The sequence below is a fragment of the Erythrobacter sp. GH1-10 genome, assembly GCF_045363165.1.
GTDB lineage: Bacteria > Pseudomonadota > Alphaproteobacteria > Sphingomonadales > Sphingomonadaceae > Erythrobacter.
Map to the genome: position 1 here is coordinate 2,193,699 of NZ_JBJFLP010000001.1, position 19,122 is coordinate 2,212,820.

A 19,122-nucleotide genomic window follows, 5' to 3' on the forward strand; every position below is an offset into this window, starting at 1 on the left:
CCGGGAATCGTGCGCGGCTCCGCATGGGCGCCGTGCTGCCGAGAGGCGCCCCAATGGCGAAGCGACGCTTGCCTGTCAATGGGGCTGCTGGCAGGGGAGCGGCAAGAAACGCAGCAGCTGGAGTGAATATGGCCAAGGGAGACCGCAAACGCGCGCTGAGAGGCCGCGCCGGGCGGATGAAGGGCGGACGCGGTTCGGGCCGCGCGACCTCGGGCCATGTCCGGCTGTGGGGCCGGCATCCGGTCGAGGCCGCGCTCAAGAATCCCGACCGCAAGCATCGCAAACTGTGGGCGACGCGCGAGGGGATCGAGAGCCTCGATGGCGAGCTTCCGCCCGATTTTCCGGTCGAGTATGCCGATGTGACCGACCTTGCCCGCCTCGTCGCCAAGGATGCACCGCATCAGGGTCTGGTGCTCGAATGCGAGCCGCTGGACGCGCCTTTCCTCGACGAGCTCGCAACCGGCGACGCTGCGCGGCCGGTGGTGGTGCTCGACCAGGTCACCGATCCGCACAATGTCGGTGCGATCCTGCGGTCGGCAGCCGCCTTCGGTGCGGCGTGCATCGTTACGCAGGATCGCCACGCACCGCCCGAAAGCGGTGTGGTGGCAAAGTCTGCCTCGGGTGCGCTCGAGACCGTGCCGTGGGTTCGCGTGGTCAACCTTGCTCGGGCGCTCGATGAGCTTGCCGAGGCGGGTTACTGGCGGATCGGAATGGCAGGCGAAGCCGAGGCAACGCTCGCCGAAGCGCTGCCCCAGGGACCCGTCGCGATCGTCTTGGGTGCCGAAGGCGAAGGCATGCGGCATAATATTACGCAACATTGCGATGCGCTCGCGCGGTTGCCGATTTCCTCAGTAATCGAAAGCCTCAATGTTTCGAATGCCGCCGCGATTGCGTTATACGCGGTGGCAACGCGATCGTAATATCCAGGGGGGACAATAGCTTCATGAACAAACCGACTTCGATCCGCATGTGCGCCGCGAGCCTGCTCGCCGGCCTTTCGCTGCTGCTTTCCGGCTGTTTCATAACGCCCGGGAAATTCACGTCCGAACTCGTCCTGAGCCAGGACGAAAGTTTTACCTTCACCTATGAAGGGGAAATCTTTTTCCTCGGCCTGTCGAGTCTCGCCCAGATGGGTGCTGCCAACGAGGAGTTCACCCCGCAGGAGTGTTACGACGAGGACACTTTCGAAGATCGCGAGTGCACCGAGGAGGAGATCGCGGAGCAGCGCGCCGCATGGGACGCCGGTGCCGAAACGCGCGCTGCCGAAGCAAAGAAGAAGGCGGAGGAAATGTCCGTCATGATGGGCGGGATCGACCCCAGCGACCCCGAAGCCTCGGAAGAGCTGCGCCGGATCCTCCTGCGCCACCATGGCTGGGATCGCGTCGAGGATAAGGGCAACGGCGTGTTCGACGTCAGCTATTCGATCAGCGGAAAGCTCACTCACGACTTCATGTTCCCGGTGATCGAAGACGTGCCGATGACCAACCCGTTCGTCCAGATGATCATCCGCGACGACAAGGTGGTGCGCATCAACGCTCCAGGGTTCAGCGCTCAGGAAGGGGACAACCCGATGGGCGGAATGGCAGGCCTCGCTGGCCTCGCCGCGCTCGGCGAAGGAGCAAGCGGAGGCAATGGGGCAGACGAAATGCCCGACCTTCCCAAGATCGAGGGCACCTTCTCGATCGTTACCCAGGGCAGCATGAAGATCAGGGCCAACAACACCGATGAAGGCCCGAATCCTACTCCGACCGGCGAAATCCTGACCTGGGATATCTCGCCGCGAACCCAGAATGCGCCGACGGCGCTGATCGCATTCGGTCAGTAACGCGCGACCAGACCACATAAAGCAGACCCCGCCGGGGCAAATGCCGCGGCGGGGTCTCTTCTGTTTCTGGCGCGAAGCTCCGCTAAAAGCCTCTGGGCTTGTGAGCCGGGAGCGGTTTTAGTTGACCGCGTCCTTCAGACCCTTGCCCGCCTTGAATTTGGGCTGGTTCGAGGCCTTGATCGTCATCGGCTCGCCGGTGCGCGGGTTGCGTCCGGTCGAAGCCTTGCGGCGGGCCACGGAGAATGTGCCGAATCCAACCAGCCGCACTTCGTCGCCCTTCGACAGTGACTTCGTGATCGCATCGAACACGCCTTCCACGGCGCCGGCTGCGTCATTCTTCGAAAGGCCACTGGTTTCGGCAACGGCACTGATCAGATCATTCTTGTTCATCTTGGGAACCCCCTCGTCTTGGCAAGTCGTTTCGGTCGATGTGTTCTAGGTCGACCCCGGTGAATCGCCCCCTCCCCGAAAGCTCATAAATTGATACGTTTTTCTGGATGCTGTCAAAGGCAAATCACGAGGAAAAACGAGCTTTTTGAACCTGAGCCGATGATTTGCGACGAACCGAGGGTCCGTCACATCGGAACAGGCGTCCGGACGTGCAAGCCGCTCGCGTTTCATTGGGCGCGAACCACCGCGAATCGCATCTTGCGCGCGGATGGCTTAGCCGATCAATGCGCGGTTGGCACGTCCGTGTTACCCGAACCTGATACAGGGCCCTGCTGAGCGGTTGGCTGGGAAGCCAGATCGTCCGCCTCGGTCCATTCGATCGGCGCAGGCATGTCGGTCAAAGCCTGTTCGAGCACCTGATCGACGTGGCTTACCGGAATGATCTCCAGCCCTTCCTTCACGTTGTCCGGGATTTCCGCGAGGTCCTTCACGTTCTCTTCCGGGATCAGGACGGTCTTGATCCCGCCGCGGAGCGCCGCGAGCAGCTTTTCCTTGAGGCCGCCGATCGCCAGCACGCGCCCGCGCAGCGTCACCTCGCCGGTCATCGCGATATCGGGACGAACCGGAGTGCCGGACAGCGTCGAGACGATCGAGGTCACCATGCCCACGCCCGCGCTCGGTCCGTCCTTGGGCACGGCGCCCTCGGGGAGGTGGATGTGGACGTTCTTGCGCTGGAACAGCGAGGGGATGATGCCGTAATGCGGCGCGCGCGCCTTCACGAAACTGAAGGCGGCGGCGACGGACTCGTTCATGACTTCGCCGAGCTTGCCGGTCGTCTTGATCTCGCCCTTGCCCGGCGTGGTGACGCTTTCGATCGTGAGCAGTTCACCGCCGACCGACGTCCACGCCAACCCGGTGACAGCCCCGACCTGCGCTTCGTCCTCGCTCATGCCGTGCTTGAACTTGCGCACACCGGCGAAGTCGCCGAGATTCTCGGGCGTGATCGTGACGCTTTCGACTTCCTTCTCGAGGATCTTGCGCAGGCTCTTGCGTGCCAGCCGAGCGATCTCACGCTCCAGCGTACGGACACCCGCCTCGCGGGTGTAGTATCGGATCAGGTCGCGCAGGCCTTCTTCGGTGAGCTCGAACTCGCCATCCTTCAGCCCGTGCTCCTTGATCTGCTTGGGCAGCAGGTGGCGCTTGGCAATCTCGACCTTCTCGTCCTCGGTGTAGCCCTCGAGCCGGATGATCTCCATCCGGTCGAGCAGCGGCTGCGGAAGGTTGAGGCTGTTCGCGGTGGTCACGAACATGATGTCCGAAAGGTCGATGTCGAGTTCGAGGTAGTGATCCTGGAACTTGTCGTTCTGCTCAGGATCGAGCACTTCGAGTAGCGCCGATGCGGGATCGCCGCGGAAGTCCTGACCGAGCTTGTCGATCTCGTCGAGCAGGAACAGCGGGTTGCTTGTCCCGGCCTTTTTGAGGTTGTTGACGATCTTGCCCGGCATCGAACCGATATAGGTGCGGCGGTGGCCGCGGATTTCGGCCTCGTCGCGCACGCCACCGAGGGACTGGCGCACAAATTCTCGCCCGGTCGCCTTGGCGATCGACTTGCCGAGCGAGGTCTTTCCGACACCCGGCGGGCCGACGAGGCACAGGATCGGCCCCTTCAGCTTGTTGGTGCGCGCCTGCACGGCGAGGTATTCGATGATCCGGTCCTTGACCTTTTCGAGCCCATAGTGATCGGCATCGAGCACTTCCTGTGCCTTGCCGATATCCTTCTTGAGACGCGATTTCTTGCCCCACGGAAGACCGAGCAGTACATCGAGGTAATTGCGCACGACGGTCGCCTCGGCGCTCATCGGCTGCATGCCCTTGAGCTTCTTGAGCTCGGCGGTCGCCTTCGCCTTGGCTTCTTTCGAAAGTTTGGTCTTCTCGATCTTTTCGGTGAGTTCGGCGATTTCGTCGCCTTCCTCGCCATCGCCACCGCCCAGTTCGCTCTGGATCGCCTTCAACTGCTCGTTGAGGTAATACTCGCGCTGGGTCTTCTCCATCTGGCGTTTCACTCGCCCGCGGATCTTGCGTTCGACCTGAAGCACCGAAAGCTCGCCCTCCATAAAGGCCATGACGAGTTCGAGCCGCTTGAGTGGATTGGTTTCGGTCAGCAGCGACTGCTTGTCGGACACCTTGGCGTTGATTGCGGCGGCGATCATGTCGCCAAGCTGTCCCGCATCATCGACTTCGCCAAGGTCGATCTCGGTATCGTCGCCCAGCTTCTTGTTGAGCTTGGCGTATTCGGTGAACTGCTCGGTAACTTGCCGCATAAGGGCCGTGACTTCGCTGCCGGCAACGGTTTCAGGCTCCAGCAACTCCACTTCCGACAGAACATAGTCGTCTTCATTGCGCAGCCCGGCGAGCTTGGCGCGATGGGTGCCTTCGACCATCACGCGGACCGTGCCGTCGGGCAGTTTGAGCATCTGCAGGACCTGAGCCACCACGCCGACATCGTAAAGGTCATCGCCTTCGGGATCGTCGCAGCCCGGATCGAGTTGGGCGAGCAGGAAAATGTCCTTGCTGGCCTCCATCGCCGCTTCGAGTGCTGCGACGGATTTGTCGCGGCCGACGAAGAGCGGCACCACCATGCCGGGAAACACGACGATGTCGCGCAAGGGAAGGAGAGGGAATTGTTGGGTCATATGTCTTTTTCCGGACGGCCAATGGGGCACGCCTTTGTACCGGAATATGGGTAGCGCCTTACCCTGCCGCAATCCCCCTGAGAAGGAAGCTGTGGAAGCGGAAGCTGCGGGAAGTTTCGCTTAATTCAAATCGCGCATTCTGGTATGCTCGGCCCACAACGCAGATCAGGTCGCAGCAGTACGACGCCCCGAGCGGGCGCAACCGGAGGATGCGACCATGGCGCTCAATCCCGCCAACGCACTCGACAGGAAGGTCAAATGGGACGACTTCCAGAAAATCGAGGGCGATCCACCGCCTGACGGGGAATTCGAACAGGCTGCCGAAACCTCTGTTGGTCTTGGGACAGCCAGCGGAACGAAGGTCGATCCCGTCAAGGGATCGGATCCAACGGTTTATCGGCTGGTCGCGGTGCCCACCGTCAACATTACCTGGCAGCCGACAAACTGGGTGATGGAATGGGTCTTCACATGGGACAAGAAGCACCAGGACGACCTGCTCGATCACGAGCAAATCCATTACCTGATTTTCGCGCTCGCCGGACGGGACTGTCACAACCGGCTGAAAGAGATCAAGAAAACCGACTACGACAACGTCGATGACGCAGTCGCGGATATCGAGGCATCTTTCGAGCTATTCAGCGTCCAGGACATTCACGACAAATACGACGAAGACACCCACAGCCTGCCGACCGATTTCCCGGCCAAGCAGAAGGCGTGGGCGACAGCGGTGCGGACCAGCAAGACTAACGGGAAACCGATACGCACCTCGCTGGAGACAGCGGGGCTCATTCCGAAGCAGGCCTGAGCCGAAGCGATCGCGGTACACGGAGGGAACATCATCATGCTCAAATCGACTCTGCTTTCGGGCAATCCGCGTCTGGAGAAGGCGTCGCTCGGACCGCCATCGATCCGCAAGCGCCCGCCCGATGACGATCCCGACGCGGTGCGACGCATTCAGAAAGCGCTGGTCAGACTCGGCTTCAAACTTCCGAAGTCGTTTCCCAATGGCCCCAAGCTGGAACCTGACGGCCTCTTTGGTCCCGAAACCGAAACCGCCGTGCGGGAATTCCAGAAGAAAGCGTTTCCGAAGACCATGAGCGAATGGGACGGGCGTTGCGGGCCGAAAACGCTTTCCGCGATGGACCAGAGGTTGGCGAACGAGGCACCTGCAAAGGGCGTTTACATCCCACCGCGCATGGAGATCGGCACCTGCCGTTGCCAGCGCGGAAGCCCCGGGGAACCCGGCAGGAAACGGGCCATCCCTTCCTTAAAGCGAGCAGCAATGCCGCCGGGAGTGCCGATTCCCTATCCGAACACAGGCAAAGCGAGCGACACGGCCCATGGATCGAAGAAAGTGAAAATCGCGAGGAAAATGCTGTTCAAGAATTCGAGGCCGGCGATTTCAACCCGCAAATGACCAAGCCGTACGGCGTCGGCAAAGCGTTCTTCAGACCGCGTGACCGTCATGACGTCGCGGGTCGAAGGTGTAGAAGCAGCTGAAGGTGTAGCGCAGACCCGAGGTAACCGCTTCGACACCGTGGCGATAGTCATTGGTCGAGGGGAAGTATGCCAGCATCCTCGGTTTTATATCGGGCTTTAGCCTACGGTCGGGAAAATAGATTCCCCCGCCTTCGTACTCGTCGTTGAGGTAGATGATCGAGGCGAAGGCGCGCCACGGCGTACCGTTCGGGCGTCCATCGGGTTCCTCGCAATCGGCATGCGCTGCCTGGTTATCGCCCGGACGCCAACGAACAAGTTGCAACGTATCGGCGTAGACAGGATCGGTGATCCCGTAATCCGCCTTGATATGCGATGCCGTGCGCTTCCGGATTTCTTCCATCAGCTTCAGGATGCGAGGCGACATCGAACGCGGATTGATCATCCGGCCATGCCACACGTCGGTTTCGGGAAGGTAGGTTTCCCACGGCGCATCGGGCTTGCTCGCATAGGCGAGAAGCTCCGCGCGTTCTTTCTCGGTGATGAAATCGGGGACGAGACCGATCGGCTTGCCGTTCAGACTGCGCGCATGGCGAACCTTCTGTCCGCCCTTGGGTGCCGGTGCGGCGTTAAAGGTCATACCGCCGGAAAATCGACCGGCCATGCCAGGGACGACGGTCGGGCGCGCAAAACCGCCGCCGAAACCGGGAAGACCGGGCAGGCCATCGCCCCCCTTCCCTTCGAACTTGCGGTCGCTCATCGGCTGGCCCCCTCCTAGCGCAATTCGGTTCAGCCCATGCCCGGAAGATTGAACCCCGGCGGCAGGCCCATACCGCTTTGCATTTCCTTCATCTGCTCGGCCGAGACCCGGTCGGCCTTGTCGCGCGCATCGTTGAAAGCCGCAGTGACGAGGTCCTCGACCATTTGCTTTTCTTCGGCCTTCATCAGGCTTTCGTCGATGCTGACACCGACGATTCGGCCTTTCGCTGTCGCACGAACCTTCACCAATCCGCCGCCAGACTGCCCCTCCACCTCGATAGCGTCGAGCTTCACCTGCATGTCGTTCATCTGGTTCTGGATCTGCTCGGCGGCCTGCTGGGCGGCCTGCATCATTTCTTCCATCGATTTCATCGGGGGTACTCCATCAGTTCCATTTGCTGCCCGAAGCGCGAGCGACGTTGCTGTCCTGCTCGATCAGCTCTGCATCGGGGAATGCTTCGAATGTGGCCCTTACCAGCGGATCGGACAAGATGCGTTCGCGTGCAGCATTGGCTTCGGCTTCGGATTGTTCGCGAAGTGAAGGGTTCGCCTGACCGTAGCCCTTCTCGACTTGCCAGCGCCTGCCCGTCACCTTGAACAGCGCATCGCGAATGTCGGGCGCCGGATCATCTGAGAAGCTGTCCGCCTGCTCGTAAACCAGGCGCTCGGGCGCGAGTTCGATGACGCGGATACGGTCATGCATCATTTGCGCCACGCGCAGCTGCCCGGCATTGTCCACCTTGTCGACCAGTTCGGCCCAGTCGAGCGAGCCCGTCGACGGAGAAGGAGAATAGGCAGTCGCACCGCCACGGTCGCCGGATGCGCCCGCTCCCGGTGTAGGCGCGCTGTTCGCCAGCTCCTCAATCCGCTTCGCTAGCTTGCCCGGATCGGGAAGCTCCGAAGCGTGGAGAACACGCAGCAGTGCCATTTGCACCGATACCAGCGGATCGGGCGCCTGCCGGACTTCCTCATGGCCCTTGAGCAGCAATTGCCACAACCGGTGCAGCTCCCCCGCACCGAGCCTTTGCGCGAACTCTCCTAGAGCCATGCGCTCTTCTTCACTCGGCGCATCGGGCTCGGCCCCGGAAATCTGCGACACAGTGATCTTGTGAACGAGGTCCATCAGCGCCCGCATCAGCGCGAGCGGCTCGACCCCGAGCGCATACTGTTCATCGATCGCGGCAAGCAACGCAGCCGCATCACCCTCAAGCAAGTGCGACAGCAGCTTGCGCTGCGCGCTCTTGTCGGCGAGGCCGAGCATGTCGTGGACCCGCGCCGCCGTGACCTTGCTGTCCTCGTCGAGATCGGCATGCGCGATCGCCTGGTCGAGGATCGAAAGCCCGTCGCGCACCGACCCTTCGGCGGCCGAGGCGATGATGCGCAACGCCTCATCCTCGGCTTCGACACCTTCGAGCGAACAAATCTTGCCGAAATGCTCGGCCAGCATGTCGGACGGGATGCGCCTGAGGTCGAAGCGTTGGGTGCGGCTGAGCACGGTGACCGGCAGCTTCTCGACCTCGGTGGTCGCGAACAGGAATTTCACATGCGCGGGCGGCTCTTCGAGTGTCTTCAGCAACGCGTTGAAGGCATTGCGCGAAAGCATGTGGACTTCGTCGATGATGTAGATCTTGTAGCGTGCCGAAACCGCCGCGTAGCGGACCTGCTCGATGATGTCGCGGACATCGTCGACACCGGTATGCGAGGCGGCGTCCATCTCGATCACGTCGATATGGCGGCCCTCGGCGATCGCCCGGCACGGCTCGCATTGGCCGCACGGATCGATCGTCGGCCCGCCCTGCCCATCCGGTCCGACGCAGTTCAACGCCTTGGCGATCAGACGCGCGGTGGAAGTCTTGCCGACCCCCCTGACCCCGGTCATCAGAAAGGCGTGCGCCAGCCGGTCGCGCTCGATCGCATTGGCGAGCGTGCGCACCATCGGCTCTTGTCCGATCAGCTCGGAGAAGGTCTGCGGACGATATTTGCGCGCCAGAACGCGATAGGGTTGGCTGGCATCGGGCTTTGGCGCAGTGGCAGGCGGCGGTGTTTGCGGGGCTTCTGGCGCCGGTTCCTCGGGTTCTGCGGCAGGAGTCGATTCGCCGAACATCGAATTCTGCCCGGCCGCTTCCAGCTCGGCAGCGGTCGGCTGCTGCTCCTCTTCGTGCTCGCCTTCCCAGGGAGGCGTATCTGCATTGTCCGGTGAATCACCCATGCACGATTAGCTACGCGCTCGGGCGGCGTTTGTCATGGCGATGATCGCACGATGTGAGGGAAAAAGGAGCCGAGCGACCCGCCGCAATTCACCTGGGCTGCTTCCTTCCGGACCTGACCCGGTGAGCGAACGCAAACGTCCACCCGACTCCCAAGGTGCATATGGCGGGGAAGAATGAAAATTTCAACACCGGAAATCCCGGCGCGAGATTACCTGAAATTGTCGGCGTAGGCCTGGATCTTGAGCGACTTCGGCGGGGTCGAATGGACCCGGGCCACAATGCCGTATTTTTCGGCATAGGCCTTGGCCGCTTCCTTGGAGGGGAAGTTTAGCTTCACCTGCGCCTGCGTGTCGCCGCTGCCGGTCCAACCCATCAGCGGATCGGGCTTGCGCGCCTCGCTTTGCTCGAATTCGAGCACCCAGGTGTCGGTCTTGGCCTTGCCCGATTGCATGGCGGATTTCGGCTGCTGATAGATTCGCGCGCTCATAGTGCGCTCCCTTTTCTCTAACCCCATACATAAATCAAGCGTGGATCGACCCGAAGGGGCGCAAGGGCGACCGCCCGTCCGCAGCGATGCGGGCGACAGACCGCATGAGCGAGGAAAGCCGAGGTCGCGGAGGCGCCCGTCGGCGCTTGAGGCCTACCGATAAAACGCGTTTTTGGTCTTGAGGCTTGGCTTTTCCAGCCACGGCCGCTCGGGCCATCGGTGTTTCGGATAACGCCCCTTCATATCCTTCGCGACATCGCTCCAGCTGCCGCGCCAGAAGCCCGAAAGGTCGCGGGTCGACTGGATCGGCCGACCGGCGGGACTGGTGAGCTTGAGCAGCAAGGGCGTCGTGCCGATCATCGGATGGCGATCGAGACCGAACAGCGCCTGCACGCGCACCTCCACGCTCGGCGCATCGTCACCGGCATAATCGATCGCATGACGGGTTTCGGCGGGCGAAACGAAATGGGTCGGAGCAGCGCTTTCCAGCTTCTGCCGGGTATCCCAATCGAGGAGGTTCGATGCGGCCTCGGCAAAGCGCGCAGGCGGGAGGCCCAAATCGCGGCGCCCTTCGAGCAGCGGCGCGAGCCAGAGCGCGGCATTGTCGCGCAAGTTCTCCTGATCGAGAGCATCAATGCCAGCGAATTTCGCGCGCGCCAGGAATGCCGGCGGCAGAAGTTCTCCCAGCTTCTTCAACGCCTCATCCACAAGGATATCTACAAGCCGCTGTGGGTCGGGATCGGGGTCGGGTCCACGCGAAAGCACGATCGCGCCAAGACGCTTCTCCCGCCGACTTTCCGCCCGGTTTTCGGTAGAATTCCAGCGGATTATCGAGCGTTCTTCGATCCGGTCCGCAAACAGCTTCTCGATCCGCGCGCTCGCAATCTCTATCCCCGCGGTGATCCGCGCTCCCTTCGCCTGTCCCTGCGCATCGGCGACGACTATCCACTCCGCCGAAGCGAGCGGCGATGCCGCATCGAGCTGGAACCCGCGTCCGCCCGCACTCAGCCATTGCTCTCCCGATGCGTCGCGCCGCTTGGCCACGAAATCCGGCCTCGCCAATGCGACGCATTCGGCCGCCGTTTGGGCAGCGGTTTGCCCCGATGACACCAGATCGCCAGCCTTCTTTGCCCAATTCTCCGCGATCCGTGCAGCGCTCTGCGCCCGCCGCGAGCGGTCGCCACGCCATCGGGACAGCCTGTGCAGCAAGTCCTCGCCGCGCCCGCCCAACCCGCGTTCCTGCATCAGCATGACCAACCGCGCGGCTTCCTCGGCACAGTCAACCTTCGCTCCGAGCAGAACGGCGGCAGCCTGGTCCGGCGCCATCGGCATCGAAGCGATCGCCTCGCCCAACGCTGTAATCTTTCCATCACCATCCAACGCCCCGAGCGCCTGCAGACTGCTGCGTGCCGACGCGACCGACGCCTCGGGCGGCGGGTCGAGCCACGCTAGCGATGCAGGATCGCTCGCCCCCCATTTCGCCAGCTTGAGCAACAGCGGGGCGAGATCGGCAGTCTCGATTTCGGGAGGCGCGAATTCCGGCCGCCCTCCGTGCCCGCCTTCCTCCCACAGGCGATAGGCGACCCCGGGCCCTTGCCGCGCCGCGCGCCCCGATCGCTGGGTCGCCGCCGCCTGGCTTGCCCGCCTCGTCACGAGATGCGACGTCCCCGCCGCCCGGTCGTATTCGGCAAACCGCGCGAGCCCGCCGTCGACGACCACCGAGACGCCATCGAGCGTGAGCGATGTCTCGGCAATCGAGGTCGCCAGCACCACCCGGCGCCGACCTTCCGGATCGCGCCGGATCGCGGCGCGCTGTCCCTGCGGCTCGACCTGACCGTGAAGCGGCAGGATCGGCGTATCGGAAAGCTTCGTTTCCAGCCTTTCGCGCACGCGCTCGATCTCGCGGACGCCCGGCAGGAAAGCGAGGATATCGCCATCGGTTTCGCGCCAAGCCGTCATAACCCCGGCGGCGACCTGATCCTCGATTGGCTGGGCCGGATTGCTTCCCAGCCACTTGATTTCCAGCGGATAGCTGCGTCCCTCGCTTTCAACAACCGCCACCTCTTCGCCGAGCAGCCGGGCGAAGCGCGCGCCGTCGATGGTGGCCGACATCACGAGAATGCGCAGGTCCTCGCGCAACACCGAGCGCGTTTCGAGCGCCAGCGCGAGGCCAAGATCGCTGTCGAGGTGCCTCTCGTGCGCTTCGTCGAACAGCAGTGCCGAGACGCCCGGCAATTCCGGATCGTCGACCAGCCGGTTCACGAGGATCGCTTCGGTCACAACAAGAATGCGGGTCTTTGAAGATACCTTGCTGTCGAGACGTGTCATGTACCCGACCGTCTCGCCGGGTTTCTCGCCGAAGTTCTCGGCCATCCGCTCCGCAGCAGCACGAGCGGCGACACGGCGCGGCGAGGTGATGACGATCTGGCCGGTGCACCACGCCTCGTCCAAGAGGGCCGGAGCGACGGATGTGGTTTTCCCTGCTCCGGGAGGTGCAACGAGCACACACGCGCCCTCCTCCGCCAGTGCGGTGCGAAGTGCGGGCAAGACGGCGTGGACAGGCAACGGTTCGGACACAGATGCCCTATCGCACAATTGCGAGTCGCAGACATCCCCTGTCATTTAACCTTCTGATTTTCAAAGAGGTTTTGGATAGATCGTTCCGCGCTTGGCCAAGGACTTGAATTGCTGTTAGTCTGCATCCCAGGGACGCAGTTGAAAGCATTGTCCGATTTTACGGCCATCAGGCCTCGGGCAGGTAAGAACTGAACTTTGGGGGAAATCCATGAAAAAGATGATGACGGCTTTGGCCGCAATGACACTCGTGGTGGGCGTAAGCGCCTGCGGTGCCCGGACCGATGGCGATAGCGCTGCGACAGCCAGCGCCGGTACCATTGCCGGCACATGGATGATCGATCTCGATTCCGCCGAGTGGGAAAATTCGGACAGCAACTACGTGATCGCCGACGGCGAATACACTTGCAACAGCTGCATACCGCCCTACTCGATCCCTGCCGACGGGGAATGGCAAAGCGTCGACCGCCCGGGCGTCGATGAAATCAAGGTCTCGGTGGTCGACGACATGACCATCGAAACCGCCACCCGGTTTGAGGGAGAGGATCTCGGCAATTCGACCTGGACTGTCAGCGAGGATGGCGATTCGATGACCATCGCATGGAACAATCTCGATGGCGACACACCGGTTTCCGGCGAGACCAACCTTGTCAGGGCCGCAGAGGGTCCTGACGGCGCGCATGCCGCATCGGGTCAGTGGTCGCCGGCCGAAGTATCGTCGATGAGCGAGGAAGGCCGCACCGTCACGATTTCGCTCGATGGCGACACGATTTCGCTACGCGGCAATGGCGGCGGCTACACCGCGACGCTCGGCGGAGACGCCGTCACGATCGATGGCGACAATTCGGGCACGCTGGTCGCCGTCGAAAAGACGGGCGACAACACCTACCGCGAAACCTTCACCCGCGACGGGGAAACGACCGGCGTCAACGACTGGACGGTCGATGGCGACACCGTGACGGTTGTTGCAACCGATCCGCGTGACGACAGCAAGGTCACGTGGTCCGCCACCCGGCAGTAAGTCTGTCGCTACAAATCTGGAAGGCCCCGGCATCGTAGTGCGGTGCTGGGGTTTTCTTTGCGCTAGTAGCCGCGTGCCACTGCGAATTGCGCAGCCTCGGCCATGGCAGAGCGGGCCTTGCTTTCCGGGAAGATCGAAATCGCATCGATCGCACGCTGGGCGAAGTGGCGCGCCTTCTCGCGAGTATCCTCGACCGCATTGTGTTTTTCGATGAGCGTGATGGCGTGGGCGAGGTCCTCATCCGAGGTCCTGTGCCCGCCGATCGCGGCCTTCCAGAACTTGCGCTCTTCCTCGTCGCCGCGCGCGTGTGCGAGGATCACCGGCAAGGTCATCTTGCCTTCACGGAAATCGTCGCCGCGATCCTTGCCCATCTGGGCGGCGTCGGCATCGTAATCGAGCGCATCGTCGACCAGCTGGAAGGCCACGCCAAGATTACGCCCATAGTCTTCGAGCGCGCGTTCCTGCTCTTCACCGCACTCGGCCACGACCGCGCTGATCTGGCTCGCCGCTGCGAACAGCGCGGCGGTCTTGGCACCAATGATGTGGAGGTAGCGTTCTTCGCTCGTTTCGAGCTGGCGCTGCGCGGTCAGCTGAGAGACCTCGCCTTCGGCGATAACTGCACTGGCGTGGCTGAGAATTTTGAGCACGCGCAACGAACCGTCTTCGGTCATCAGTTCGAACGCGCGGCTGAACAGGAAATCCCCGACCAGCACGGTCGCAGGATTACCAAAGATGATGTTGGCTGCCGCCTTGCCCCGGCGCAGCTCGCTGCCATCGACGACATCGTCGTGAAGCAGCGTCGCGGTGTGGATGAACTCAACCGCCGCCGCGAGTTTGTGGTGGCGCGTCCCCTGGTAGTCGACCAGCTCGGCACCTGCGAGAGTCAGCATCGGGCGCAGTCGCTTGCCCCCACCCGAGATGAGATGTCCCGCAAGACGCGGGATCAGCGGGATTTCGCTCTGCATCCGTTCAAGGATGACGGAATTGACCGAATTCATGCCACTTGCCGTCAAGGACAGCATCGGATCGAGAGTCGGCTGCTTGCGCGGGAGAGGAACGACGTCGGCAGTCATGTTGCGCCCGCTTTGGGGGAGCCTCAATCGCTTGGCAAGCGCAGAATTGCTGCTAGCTTTGCAAGCGATGTCCGATGAAACGCACTCGAATCCCGCCGACGATCCGCAGCTGGCGATCTTCCGCAAGAGCATCGATAATATCGATGCCGCGATCATTCACATGCTCGCCGAACGCTTCCGCATCACCAAGGCTGTGGGCGAATACAAGGCGAGGGTCACCCTGCCCCCCGCCGATCCGGCGCGCGAGGCACGCCAGATCGAACGGCTCCGAAAACTGTCGGAAGAGGCCGATCTCGATCCCGAATTCAGCGAGAAATTCTTGCGTTTCATCATCGACGAAGTGATCCGCCACCACGAAAAAGCGCGCGAAAGCTGACTACCGCTTTTGCGGTAGCAGTTAGGCTTCACGCGCGGGGCAGGCGCAATTCGACCAGCAGACCGCCGAGGTCCTCGCTTTCGCCCAGCGTCACGTCCCCGCCATAGATTTCGGCGACGTCGCGGACGATCGCGAGGCCGAGCCCGGTCCCGGGCTTGCCGGTATCCAACCGCGCGCCGCGATCGAAAATGCGTGTGCGCTCTTTCTCGGGTATCCCGGGGCCGTCGTCTTCCACCCAGATGAGGCAGTCTCTAGTATCGCGGTCGACGTCCACGGTGACGAAGACGCTCCCGCCACCGTATTTCGCCGCATTCTCGATGAGGTTGCCGAGAATTTCGTCGAGGTCTTGCCGTTCGATCGAGACGACGGCGCTCTGGTTGCCGTCGAGATCGAAGCGCGTGTGCTCGTAAATCCGTGTCACCGCGCGCAGAACGCTCTCGACGCTTGGCCAGACTTCCGCACGCGAGAGGCCGGTTGCACGGCGCCCCACCGCGCGTGCCCTCGCGAGGTGGTGCTCGACATGCCGCTGCATCGTCTTCGTCTCGCGGCGCACCAGGTCGGGCAGCTTGGGATCCTGCGCCGTTGCGGCATTCGTCAGGACGGTCAGCGGCGTCTTGAGAGCATGGGCGAGATTGCCCGCATGCATTCGCGCCTCCTCCGCCTGCTTCTCGGAGTGTTCGAGCAAGCCGTTGAGCTCCTCGACCAGCGGCTGCACCTCGCTCGGCAGCGGCTCCGTGATGCGGTTTTCGCCGGTCGTGCGCAGCTTGGAAATCGCCGCCCGCACCCTGCGCAACGGCGAGAGGCCATAGCGGATTTGCAACAACGCCATCAGGATCAGGCCGAGGCCGAGCACGGCGAAGCTCCAGATCAGGATCAGGCGGACCTCCTGGATCTGCTGATCGCGCTCTTCGGTCGCGCTGGCCACGGCGAATGTCCAGCGCGTGTCGCTGCCCGGCAGGATGATGGTGCGTTCGGCGATGCGCAGCGGTTCGCCTTCGAACTGGCCCGAATCGTAGAAATGCGCCTCATTGTCGAAATGATCGCCGCGCACCTGCAGCGTCCGGTCCCACAGGCTGCGCGAGGGATAGGGATCGAAATCGCCACCGCTGATCTGCCAGTAGAGCCCGCTGCCCGGTTCGAGGAAGCGCTGGTCGCCGAGCGTGCGGTAGAACCACACCTCTCCGAAGGAATCGATCTCCGCCGAAGCGATCATCGCGGTCAGCTGGTATTCGAGCTGCTCGTCGAAATTGTTTTCGACCTGGTTCGTAAGCGTGCGTTCGAGCGCGATCCCGCCGCCGACCAGCAGCACGGTGATCCATCCCGCCGCGATGAGCCCCATGCGCCGAGCGAGACTGCCGCGGCGGGGCGGCGATGTCGGCATATCGGCCCCGTCGGTTTTGGCCACGGCCTCCGCCGCCTCGCTTTGTGGCGAAGCGGGAACGGGGTCCGCGTCCTTACGCTCGGGGTGCGTCTGCGGGGTCGTCGAGGCTGTAACCGAGTCCACGGATGGTCGTTATCACTTCTGCGCCGAGTTTCTTGCGAATGCGGGTGACGAAGACTTCGATCGTGTTGGAATCGCGGTCGAAATCCTGGTCGTAGATATGTTCGATCAGCTCGGTGCGGCTGACGACCTTGCCCTTGTGATGCATCAGGTAGGACAGGAGCTTATATTCCTGTGCCGTCAGCTTCACCGGCTCGCCATTGAGGGTCACGCGGCCCGAGCGGGTATCCAGCCGGACGTCGCCGGCGGTCAGCTCGGACGAGGTGTTGCCCGAAGCACGACGGATGAGCGCGCGCAGTCGGGCGATAAGCTCTTCGGTCTGGAACGGTTTGGCGAGGTAATCGTCCGCACCCGCATCGAGGCCAGCAACCTTGTCCGACCAGCTGTCGCGGGCGGTCAACACCAGCACGGGGAAATCGCGGCCTTCCTTGCGCCACATGCCGAGCACGGAAAGCCCGTCGATCTCGGGCAGGCCGAGGTCGAGGATCACCGCGTCGTAATCCTCGGTGCTCCCCATGAAATGGCCGTCTTCACCGTCGGTCGAAAGATCGACCGCATAGCCGTTCTGTTCGAGCGTCGATTTGAGTTGCTGTCCGAGAGTGGGTTCGTCTTCGACGATCAGGATGCGCATAGTCCACCAGATATCTGCGTTTTTATTGCCGAATTCGTGCGCTTTTGCTTGCTCAACGTCAAGCAAGCGGCACGGTTTGAGCCTGTGGCTGTCCCCCGGTGATTCCTCATGGAATACGTGCCACCTCAGCGCGAACGATTGATGATGCGGCCGGTGCGCGCATCGACATCGACATAGGTTACGCGCCCGTCCTTGATGAATTTGAGGCGATAGGCGCGCGCCGTCGCATCATAGGCGGGGCCGAGATACTCGCTGCCGCGCATCTGCGGGAGAATGCGCTTTTCGATCTCGCGCAGCGACAGCTGGTTCCCGGCGCGCATTTCCTTGCGCGCTTCGCCCTGATCGCTTCGCGGCTGCTCCTGCGCCCCAAAGCTGGCGGCACCGGCCGGAACGGTGCCGAGAATGGCCAGCGCTGCGGCGGCGGAAAGAGCGAGGATCGTCTTCATGGTGCCCTCATGCCTATCCGCGACGCGTTGAACAAGCTGTGAATAGCGGTGTTGCCACCGGTTCAGCGTTGCAACCGGCAGTCAGACCGCTAACACGGGCGCGAACAAGGGAGATCGAATGTTCAAGAAACTTATCGCTGCCGTGGCGCTTGTCTTTGCCGCACCTGCTCTCGCCCAGTCGATGGAGCGTGTGCCGGACCGTCCGGCGGGCGAAGGCGAAGGACCCTATCAGACGCTCCTTATCAAGGACGCCATCATGATCGACGGGACCGGCGCTCCGCCCGAAGGTCCGGTGAGCATCCTGGTCGAAGGCAACCGGATTGTCCGGATCATGCGCGGCGGCGGCGAGACCGAGGCCGATCGGGTAATCGATGCCAGCGGCATGTATGTGCTCCCCGGTTTCGTCGATGTTCACGGACATAATGGCGATCCGGACAAGGCGCCGCAGCCTTCGTATGGATTCAAACTGTGGCTTGCGCATGGTGTCACCACCGTGCGCGGCGTGGGCTTCGGAGGTGGATCGAACGATCCTTCGATCGACCAGAAGCGCCGCAGCGCCGCCAACACGATCACCGCGCCGCGACTGTTTGCCTATCAGGTGCCCGGAACGGTCTGGGGCGACGGACGGATCGATACGCCCGAGAAAGGGCGCGAATGGGTCCGCTGGGCCAAGAGCCGGGGCTATGACGGGATCAAGTTCTTCAATTTCGAGCCGCCGCATATCCTCGCAGCGATCCTCGATGAGGCGGAAAAACAGGGCATGGGCACCGTCGCCCACCTCGGGCAGCGCGGGGTTGCACAGGTCAATGCGCGCAAGGCGGTGGAACTGGGCCTCGACGGCGTCACCCATTTCTACGGGCATTTCGAAAGCCTGCTGGATGATAGCCGCCTTCCCCAATATCCCGCCTACTACAATTACCTCGACGAGCAGTCGCGCTTCGCCTGGGTCGCTCGCCTTGCCGAGCAGGTCGGAGAACCGGGCAGCGAGGAATGGAACGACTACATCGACTTCCTGATCGAAAGCGACGTTACGCTCAGCCCGACCTTCAACATCTATTCGGCCAGCCGCGACGTGATGCGGGCGCGCAACCTCGAATGGCACGAGAAGTACACGTTGCCCTCGCTGATGCAGTTCTACGCGCCGAGCCTGACCAATCACGGCAGCTATTACCACGACTGGACCAGCGAGGATGAAGCGGCTTGGAAGCGCTTCTACTCCAAGTGGTTCGCACTCACCCGCGAGTTCAAGGATCGCGGCGGGCGGGTCACCGCCGGTTCGGACCCGGGCTACATCTACCAGACTTGGGGCTTCGCCTATATCGGCGAGCTCGAGATGTTGCGCGAGGCGGGCCTCACCCCGCTCGAAGTGATCCAGGCCGCGACGATCAACGGTGCGCGCGAGATCTACGATTCGAAGGGCACCGAGCCGCCCATGGGATCGATCGAAGTCGGCAAGCTCGCCGACCTCGTGATCGTGCCCGAGAACCCGCTTGCGAACCTCAAAGTGCTCTACGGCACCGGGCACACCCGCCTCGACCGCGAGACCAACCGGCTGGAGACCGTCGGCGGGGTGCGCTGGACGATCAAGGACGGGATCGTATTCGATGCTCCCAGGCTGCTCGAAGACGTGGCACGGATGGTCGAGGAGCAGAAGGCGGCGCAAGAGTAGCCGGGCGGCCTTGCGGGGGACCGGCGGAGC

18 protein-coding genes and 1 other RNA gene are annotated in these 19,122 nt (G+C 62.6%); 7 read left to right on the plus strand and 12 right to left on the minus strand.

Annotated elements, in window-relative coordinates:
• Window positions 1-128 precede the first annotated feature (128 nt).
• Together rlmB and ACI5KX_RS10920 are read left to right on the plus strand one after the other, a co-directional pair.
• Window positions 129-920 carry a 23S rRNA (guanosine(2251)-2'-O)-methyltransferase RlmB gene (rlmB, locus tag ACI5KX_RS10915; RefSeq protein ID WP_406810686.1) on the plus strand — a complete coding sequence of 264 codons (792 nt, stop codon included), beginning with the start codon at window positions 129-131 and terminating at the stop codon, window positions 918-920.
• Window positions 921-943: 23 nt separating this feature from the next.
• Entirely contained in the window at window positions 944-1,825 is an 882-nt protein-coding gene (locus ACI5KX_RS10920; protein ID WP_406810687.1) for a hypothetical protein, read from the plus strand.
• A 117-nt stretch (window positions 1,826-1,942) separates the two neighbouring features.
• Here the strand turns inward: ACI5KX_RS10920 and ACI5KX_RS10925 are convergent, their stop codons facing one another.
• Together ACI5KX_RS10925 and lon are read right to left on the minus strand one after the other, a co-directional pair.
• Entirely contained in the window at window positions 1,943-2,215 is a 273-nt protein-coding gene (locus tag ACI5KX_RS10925) for an HU family DNA-binding protein (RefSeq protein ID WP_406810688.1), read from the minus strand.
• A gap of 281 nt (window positions 2,216-2,496) precedes the next feature.
• Window positions 2,497-4,908, minus strand: a complete 2,412-nt coding sequence (gene lon / locus ACI5KX_RS10930; protein ID WP_406810689.1) for an endopeptidase La — start codon at window positions 4,906-4,908, stop codon at window positions 2,497-2,499.
• A 217-nt stretch (window positions 4,909-5,125) separates the two neighbouring features.
• Between lon and ACI5KX_RS10935 the strand changes: the two genes are divergently transcribed.
• Both ACI5KX_RS10935 and ACI5KX_RS10940 read left to right on the plus strand, forming a co-directional pair.
• Window positions 5,126-5,713 (plus strand): hypothetical protein, encoded by a 588-nt coding sequence (locus tag ACI5KX_RS10935; RefSeq protein ID WP_406810690.1) that lies wholly within the window; start codon window positions 5,126-5,128, stop codon window positions 5,711-5,713.
• A gap of 138 nt (window positions 5,714-5,851) precedes the next feature.
• The gene (locus tag ACI5KX_RS10940) at window positions 5,852-6,325 is read left to right on the plus strand and encodes a peptidoglycan-binding protein (protein ID WP_406810691.1); all 474 of its coding nucleotides are present in this window, start codon (window positions 5,852-5,854) and stop codon (window positions 6,323-6,325) included.
• Between the two features lie 30 nt (window positions 6,326-6,355).
• Here the strand turns inward: ACI5KX_RS10940 and ACI5KX_RS10945 are convergent, their stop codons facing one another.
• The 6 genes from ACI5KX_RS10945 to hrpB form a co-directional block, all read right to left on the minus strand.
• Window positions 6,356-7,105, minus strand: coding sequence for a 2OG-Fe(II) oxygenase (locus tag ACI5KX_RS10945; RefSeq protein ID WP_406810692.1), 750 nt, complete (start codon window positions 7,103-7,105; stop codon window positions 6,356-6,358).
• A gap of 29 nt (window positions 7,106-7,134) precedes the next feature.
• The gene (locus ACI5KX_RS10950; RefSeq protein WP_406810693.1) at window positions 7,135-7,476 is read right to left on the minus strand and encodes a YbaB/EbfC family nucleoid-associated protein; all 342 of its coding nucleotides are present in this window, start codon (window positions 7,474-7,476) and stop codon (window positions 7,135-7,137) included.
• Window positions 7,477-7,489: 13 nt separating this feature from the next.
• Window positions 7,490-9,313 carry a DNA polymerase III subunit gamma/tau gene (locus ACI5KX_RS10955; protein WP_406810694.1) on the minus strand — a complete coding sequence of 608 codons (1,824 nt, stop codon included), beginning with the start codon at window positions 9,311-9,313 and terminating at the stop codon, window positions 7,490-7,492.
• A gap of 59 nt (window positions 9,314-9,372) precedes the next feature.
• Window positions 9,373-9,467, minus strand: an RNA gene (gene ffs / locus ACI5KX_RS10960) — signal recognition particle sRNA small type.
• A 55-nt stretch (window positions 9,468-9,522) separates the two neighbouring features.
• Window positions 9,523-9,801 (minus strand): ETC complex I subunit, encoded by a 279-nt coding sequence (locus ACI5KX_RS10965; protein WP_406810695.1) that lies wholly within the window; start codon window positions 9,799-9,801, stop codon window positions 9,523-9,525.
• Between the two features lie 153 nt (window positions 9,802-9,954).
• Entirely contained in the window at window positions 9,955-12,423 is a 2,469-nt protein-coding gene (gene hrpB, locus ACI5KX_RS10970; RefSeq protein ID WP_406810696.1) for an ATP-dependent helicase HrpB, read from the minus strand.
• A gap of 163 nt (window positions 12,424-12,586) precedes the next feature.
• Between hrpB and ACI5KX_RS10975 the strand changes: the two genes are divergently transcribed.
• Complete coding sequence (locus tag ACI5KX_RS10975) at window positions 12,587-13,396, plus strand: hypothetical protein (RefSeq protein WP_406810697.1); 810 nt, start codon at window positions 12,587-12,589, stop codon at window positions 13,394-13,396.
• A gap of 62 nt (window positions 13,397-13,458) precedes the next feature.
• On the opposite strand, the gene ACI5KX_RS10980 is transcribed toward ACI5KX_RS10975, so the two are convergent.
• Window positions 13,459-14,469 carry a polyprenyl synthetase family protein gene (locus ACI5KX_RS10980; protein ID WP_406810698.1) on the minus strand — a complete coding sequence of 337 codons (1,011 nt, stop codon included), beginning with the start codon at window positions 14,467-14,469 and terminating at the stop codon, window positions 13,459-13,461.
• A 67-nt stretch (window positions 14,470-14,536) separates the two neighbouring features.
• On the opposite strand from ACI5KX_RS10980, the gene ACI5KX_RS10985 reads away from it, so the two are divergent.
• Window positions 14,537-14,845 carry a chorismate mutase gene (locus ACI5KX_RS10985; protein WP_406810699.1) on the plus strand — a complete coding sequence of 103 codons (309 nt, stop codon included), beginning with the start codon at window positions 14,537-14,539 and terminating at the stop codon, window positions 14,843-14,845.
• A 28-nt stretch (window positions 14,846-14,873) separates the two neighbouring features.
• Here ACI5KX_RS10985 and ACI5KX_RS10990 read toward each other — a convergent pair whose 3' ends face one another.
• The 3 genes from ACI5KX_RS10990 to ACI5KX_RS11000 all read right to left on the minus strand — a co-directional run bounded on the left by ACI5KX_RS10990 (window position 14,874) and on the right by ACI5KX_RS11000 (window position 17,423).
• Window positions 14,874-16,226 (minus strand): sensor histidine kinase, encoded by a 1,353-nt coding sequence (locus ACI5KX_RS10990; RefSeq protein WP_406811363.1) that lies wholly within the window; start codon window positions 16,224-16,226, stop codon window positions 14,874-14,876.
• Window positions 16,227-16,299: 73 nt separating this feature from the next.
• Window positions 16,300-16,977, minus strand: a complete 678-nt coding sequence (locus ACI5KX_RS10995; RefSeq protein WP_406810700.1) for a response regulator transcription factor — start codon at window positions 16,975-16,977, stop codon at window positions 16,300-16,302.
• A 125-nt stretch (window positions 16,978-17,102) separates the two neighbouring features.
• Window positions 17,103-17,423, minus strand: a complete 321-nt coding sequence (locus ACI5KX_RS11000) for a PepSY domain-containing protein (protein WP_406810701.1) — start codon at window positions 17,421-17,423, stop codon at window positions 17,103-17,105.
• Between the two features lie 118 nt (window positions 17,424-17,541).
• On the opposite strand from ACI5KX_RS11000, the gene ACI5KX_RS11005 reads away from it, so the two are divergent.
• On the plus strand, window positions 17,542-19,092 hold the full coding sequence (locus tag ACI5KX_RS11005; protein ID WP_406810702.1) for an amidohydrolase family protein: 1,551 nt from the start codon (window positions 17,542-17,544) through the stop codon (window positions 19,090-19,092).
• Window positions 19,093-19,122 lie beyond the last annotated feature (30 nt).

Excerpts from the sequence above, each read along its gene's own strand:
- hrpB (WP_406810696.1), bottom strand. The coding sequence starts at position 12,423 with ATGACAGGGGATGTCTGCGACTCGCAATTGTGCGATAGGGCATCTGTG.
- ACI5KX_RS10965 (WP_406810695.1), bottom strand. The coding sequence starts at position 9,801 with ATGAGCGCGCGAATCTATCAGCAGCCGAAATCCGCCATGCAATCGGGC.
- ACI5KX_RS10975 (WP_406810697.1), top strand. The coding sequence starts at position 12,587 with ATGAAAAAGATGATGACGGCTTTGGCCGCAATGACACTCGTGGTGGGC.
- lon (WP_406810689.1), bottom strand. The coding sequence starts at position 4,908 with ATGACCCAACAATTCCCTCTCCTTCCCTTGCGCGACATCGTCGTGTTT.
- ACI5KX_RS10925 (WP_406810688.1), bottom strand. The coding sequence starts at position 2,215 with ATGAACAAGAATGATCTGATCAGTGCCGTTGCCGAAACCAGTGGCCTT.
- ACI5KX_RS10920 (WP_406810687.1), top strand. The coding sequence starts at position 944 with ATGAACAAACCGACTTCGATCCGCATGTGCGCCGCGAGCCTGCTCGCC.
- ACI5KX_RS10990 (WP_406811363.1), bottom strand. The coding sequence starts at position 16,226 with ATGCCGACATCGCCGCCCCGCCGCGGCAGTCTCGCTCGGCGCATGGGG.
- ACI5KX_RS10935 (WP_406810690.1), top strand. The coding sequence starts at position 5,126 with ATGGCGCTCAATCCCGCCAACGCACTCGACAGGAAGGTCAAATGGGAC.
- ACI5KX_RS11000 (WP_406810701.1), bottom strand. The coding sequence starts at position 17,423 with ATGAAGACGATCCTCGCTCTTTCCGCCGCCGCAGCGCTGGCCATTCTC.
- ACI5KX_RS10945 (WP_406810692.1), bottom strand. The coding sequence starts at position 7,105 with ATGAGCGACCGCAAGTTCGAAGGGAAGGGGGGCGATGGCCTGCCCGGT.
- rlmB (WP_406810686.1), top strand. The coding sequence starts at position 129 with ATGGCCAAGGGAGACCGCAAACGCGCGCTGAGAGGCCGCGCCGGGCGG.
- ACI5KX_RS10950 (WP_406810693.1), bottom strand. The coding sequence starts at position 7,476 with ATGAAATCGATGGAAGAAATGATGCAGGCCGCCCAGCAGGCCGCCGAG.
- ACI5KX_RS10955 (WP_406810694.1), bottom strand. The coding sequence starts at position 9,313 with ATGGGTGATTCACCGGACAATGCAGATACGCCTCCCTGGGAAGGCGAG.
- ACI5KX_RS11005 (WP_406810702.1), top strand. The coding sequence starts at position 17,542 with ATGTTCAAGAAACTTATCGCTGCCGTGGCGCTTGTCTTTGCCGCACCT.
- ACI5KX_RS10980 (WP_406810698.1), bottom strand. The coding sequence starts at position 14,469 with ATGACTGCCGACGTCGTTCCTCTCCCGCGCAAGCAGCCGACTCTCGAT.
- ACI5KX_RS10985 (WP_406810699.1), top strand. The coding sequence starts at position 14,537 with ATGTCCGATGAAACGCACTCGAATCCCGCCGACGATCCGCAGCTGGCG.
- ACI5KX_RS10995 (WP_406810700.1), bottom strand. The coding sequence starts at position 16,977 with ATGCGCATCCTGATCGTCGAAGACGAACCCACTCTCGGACAGCAACTC.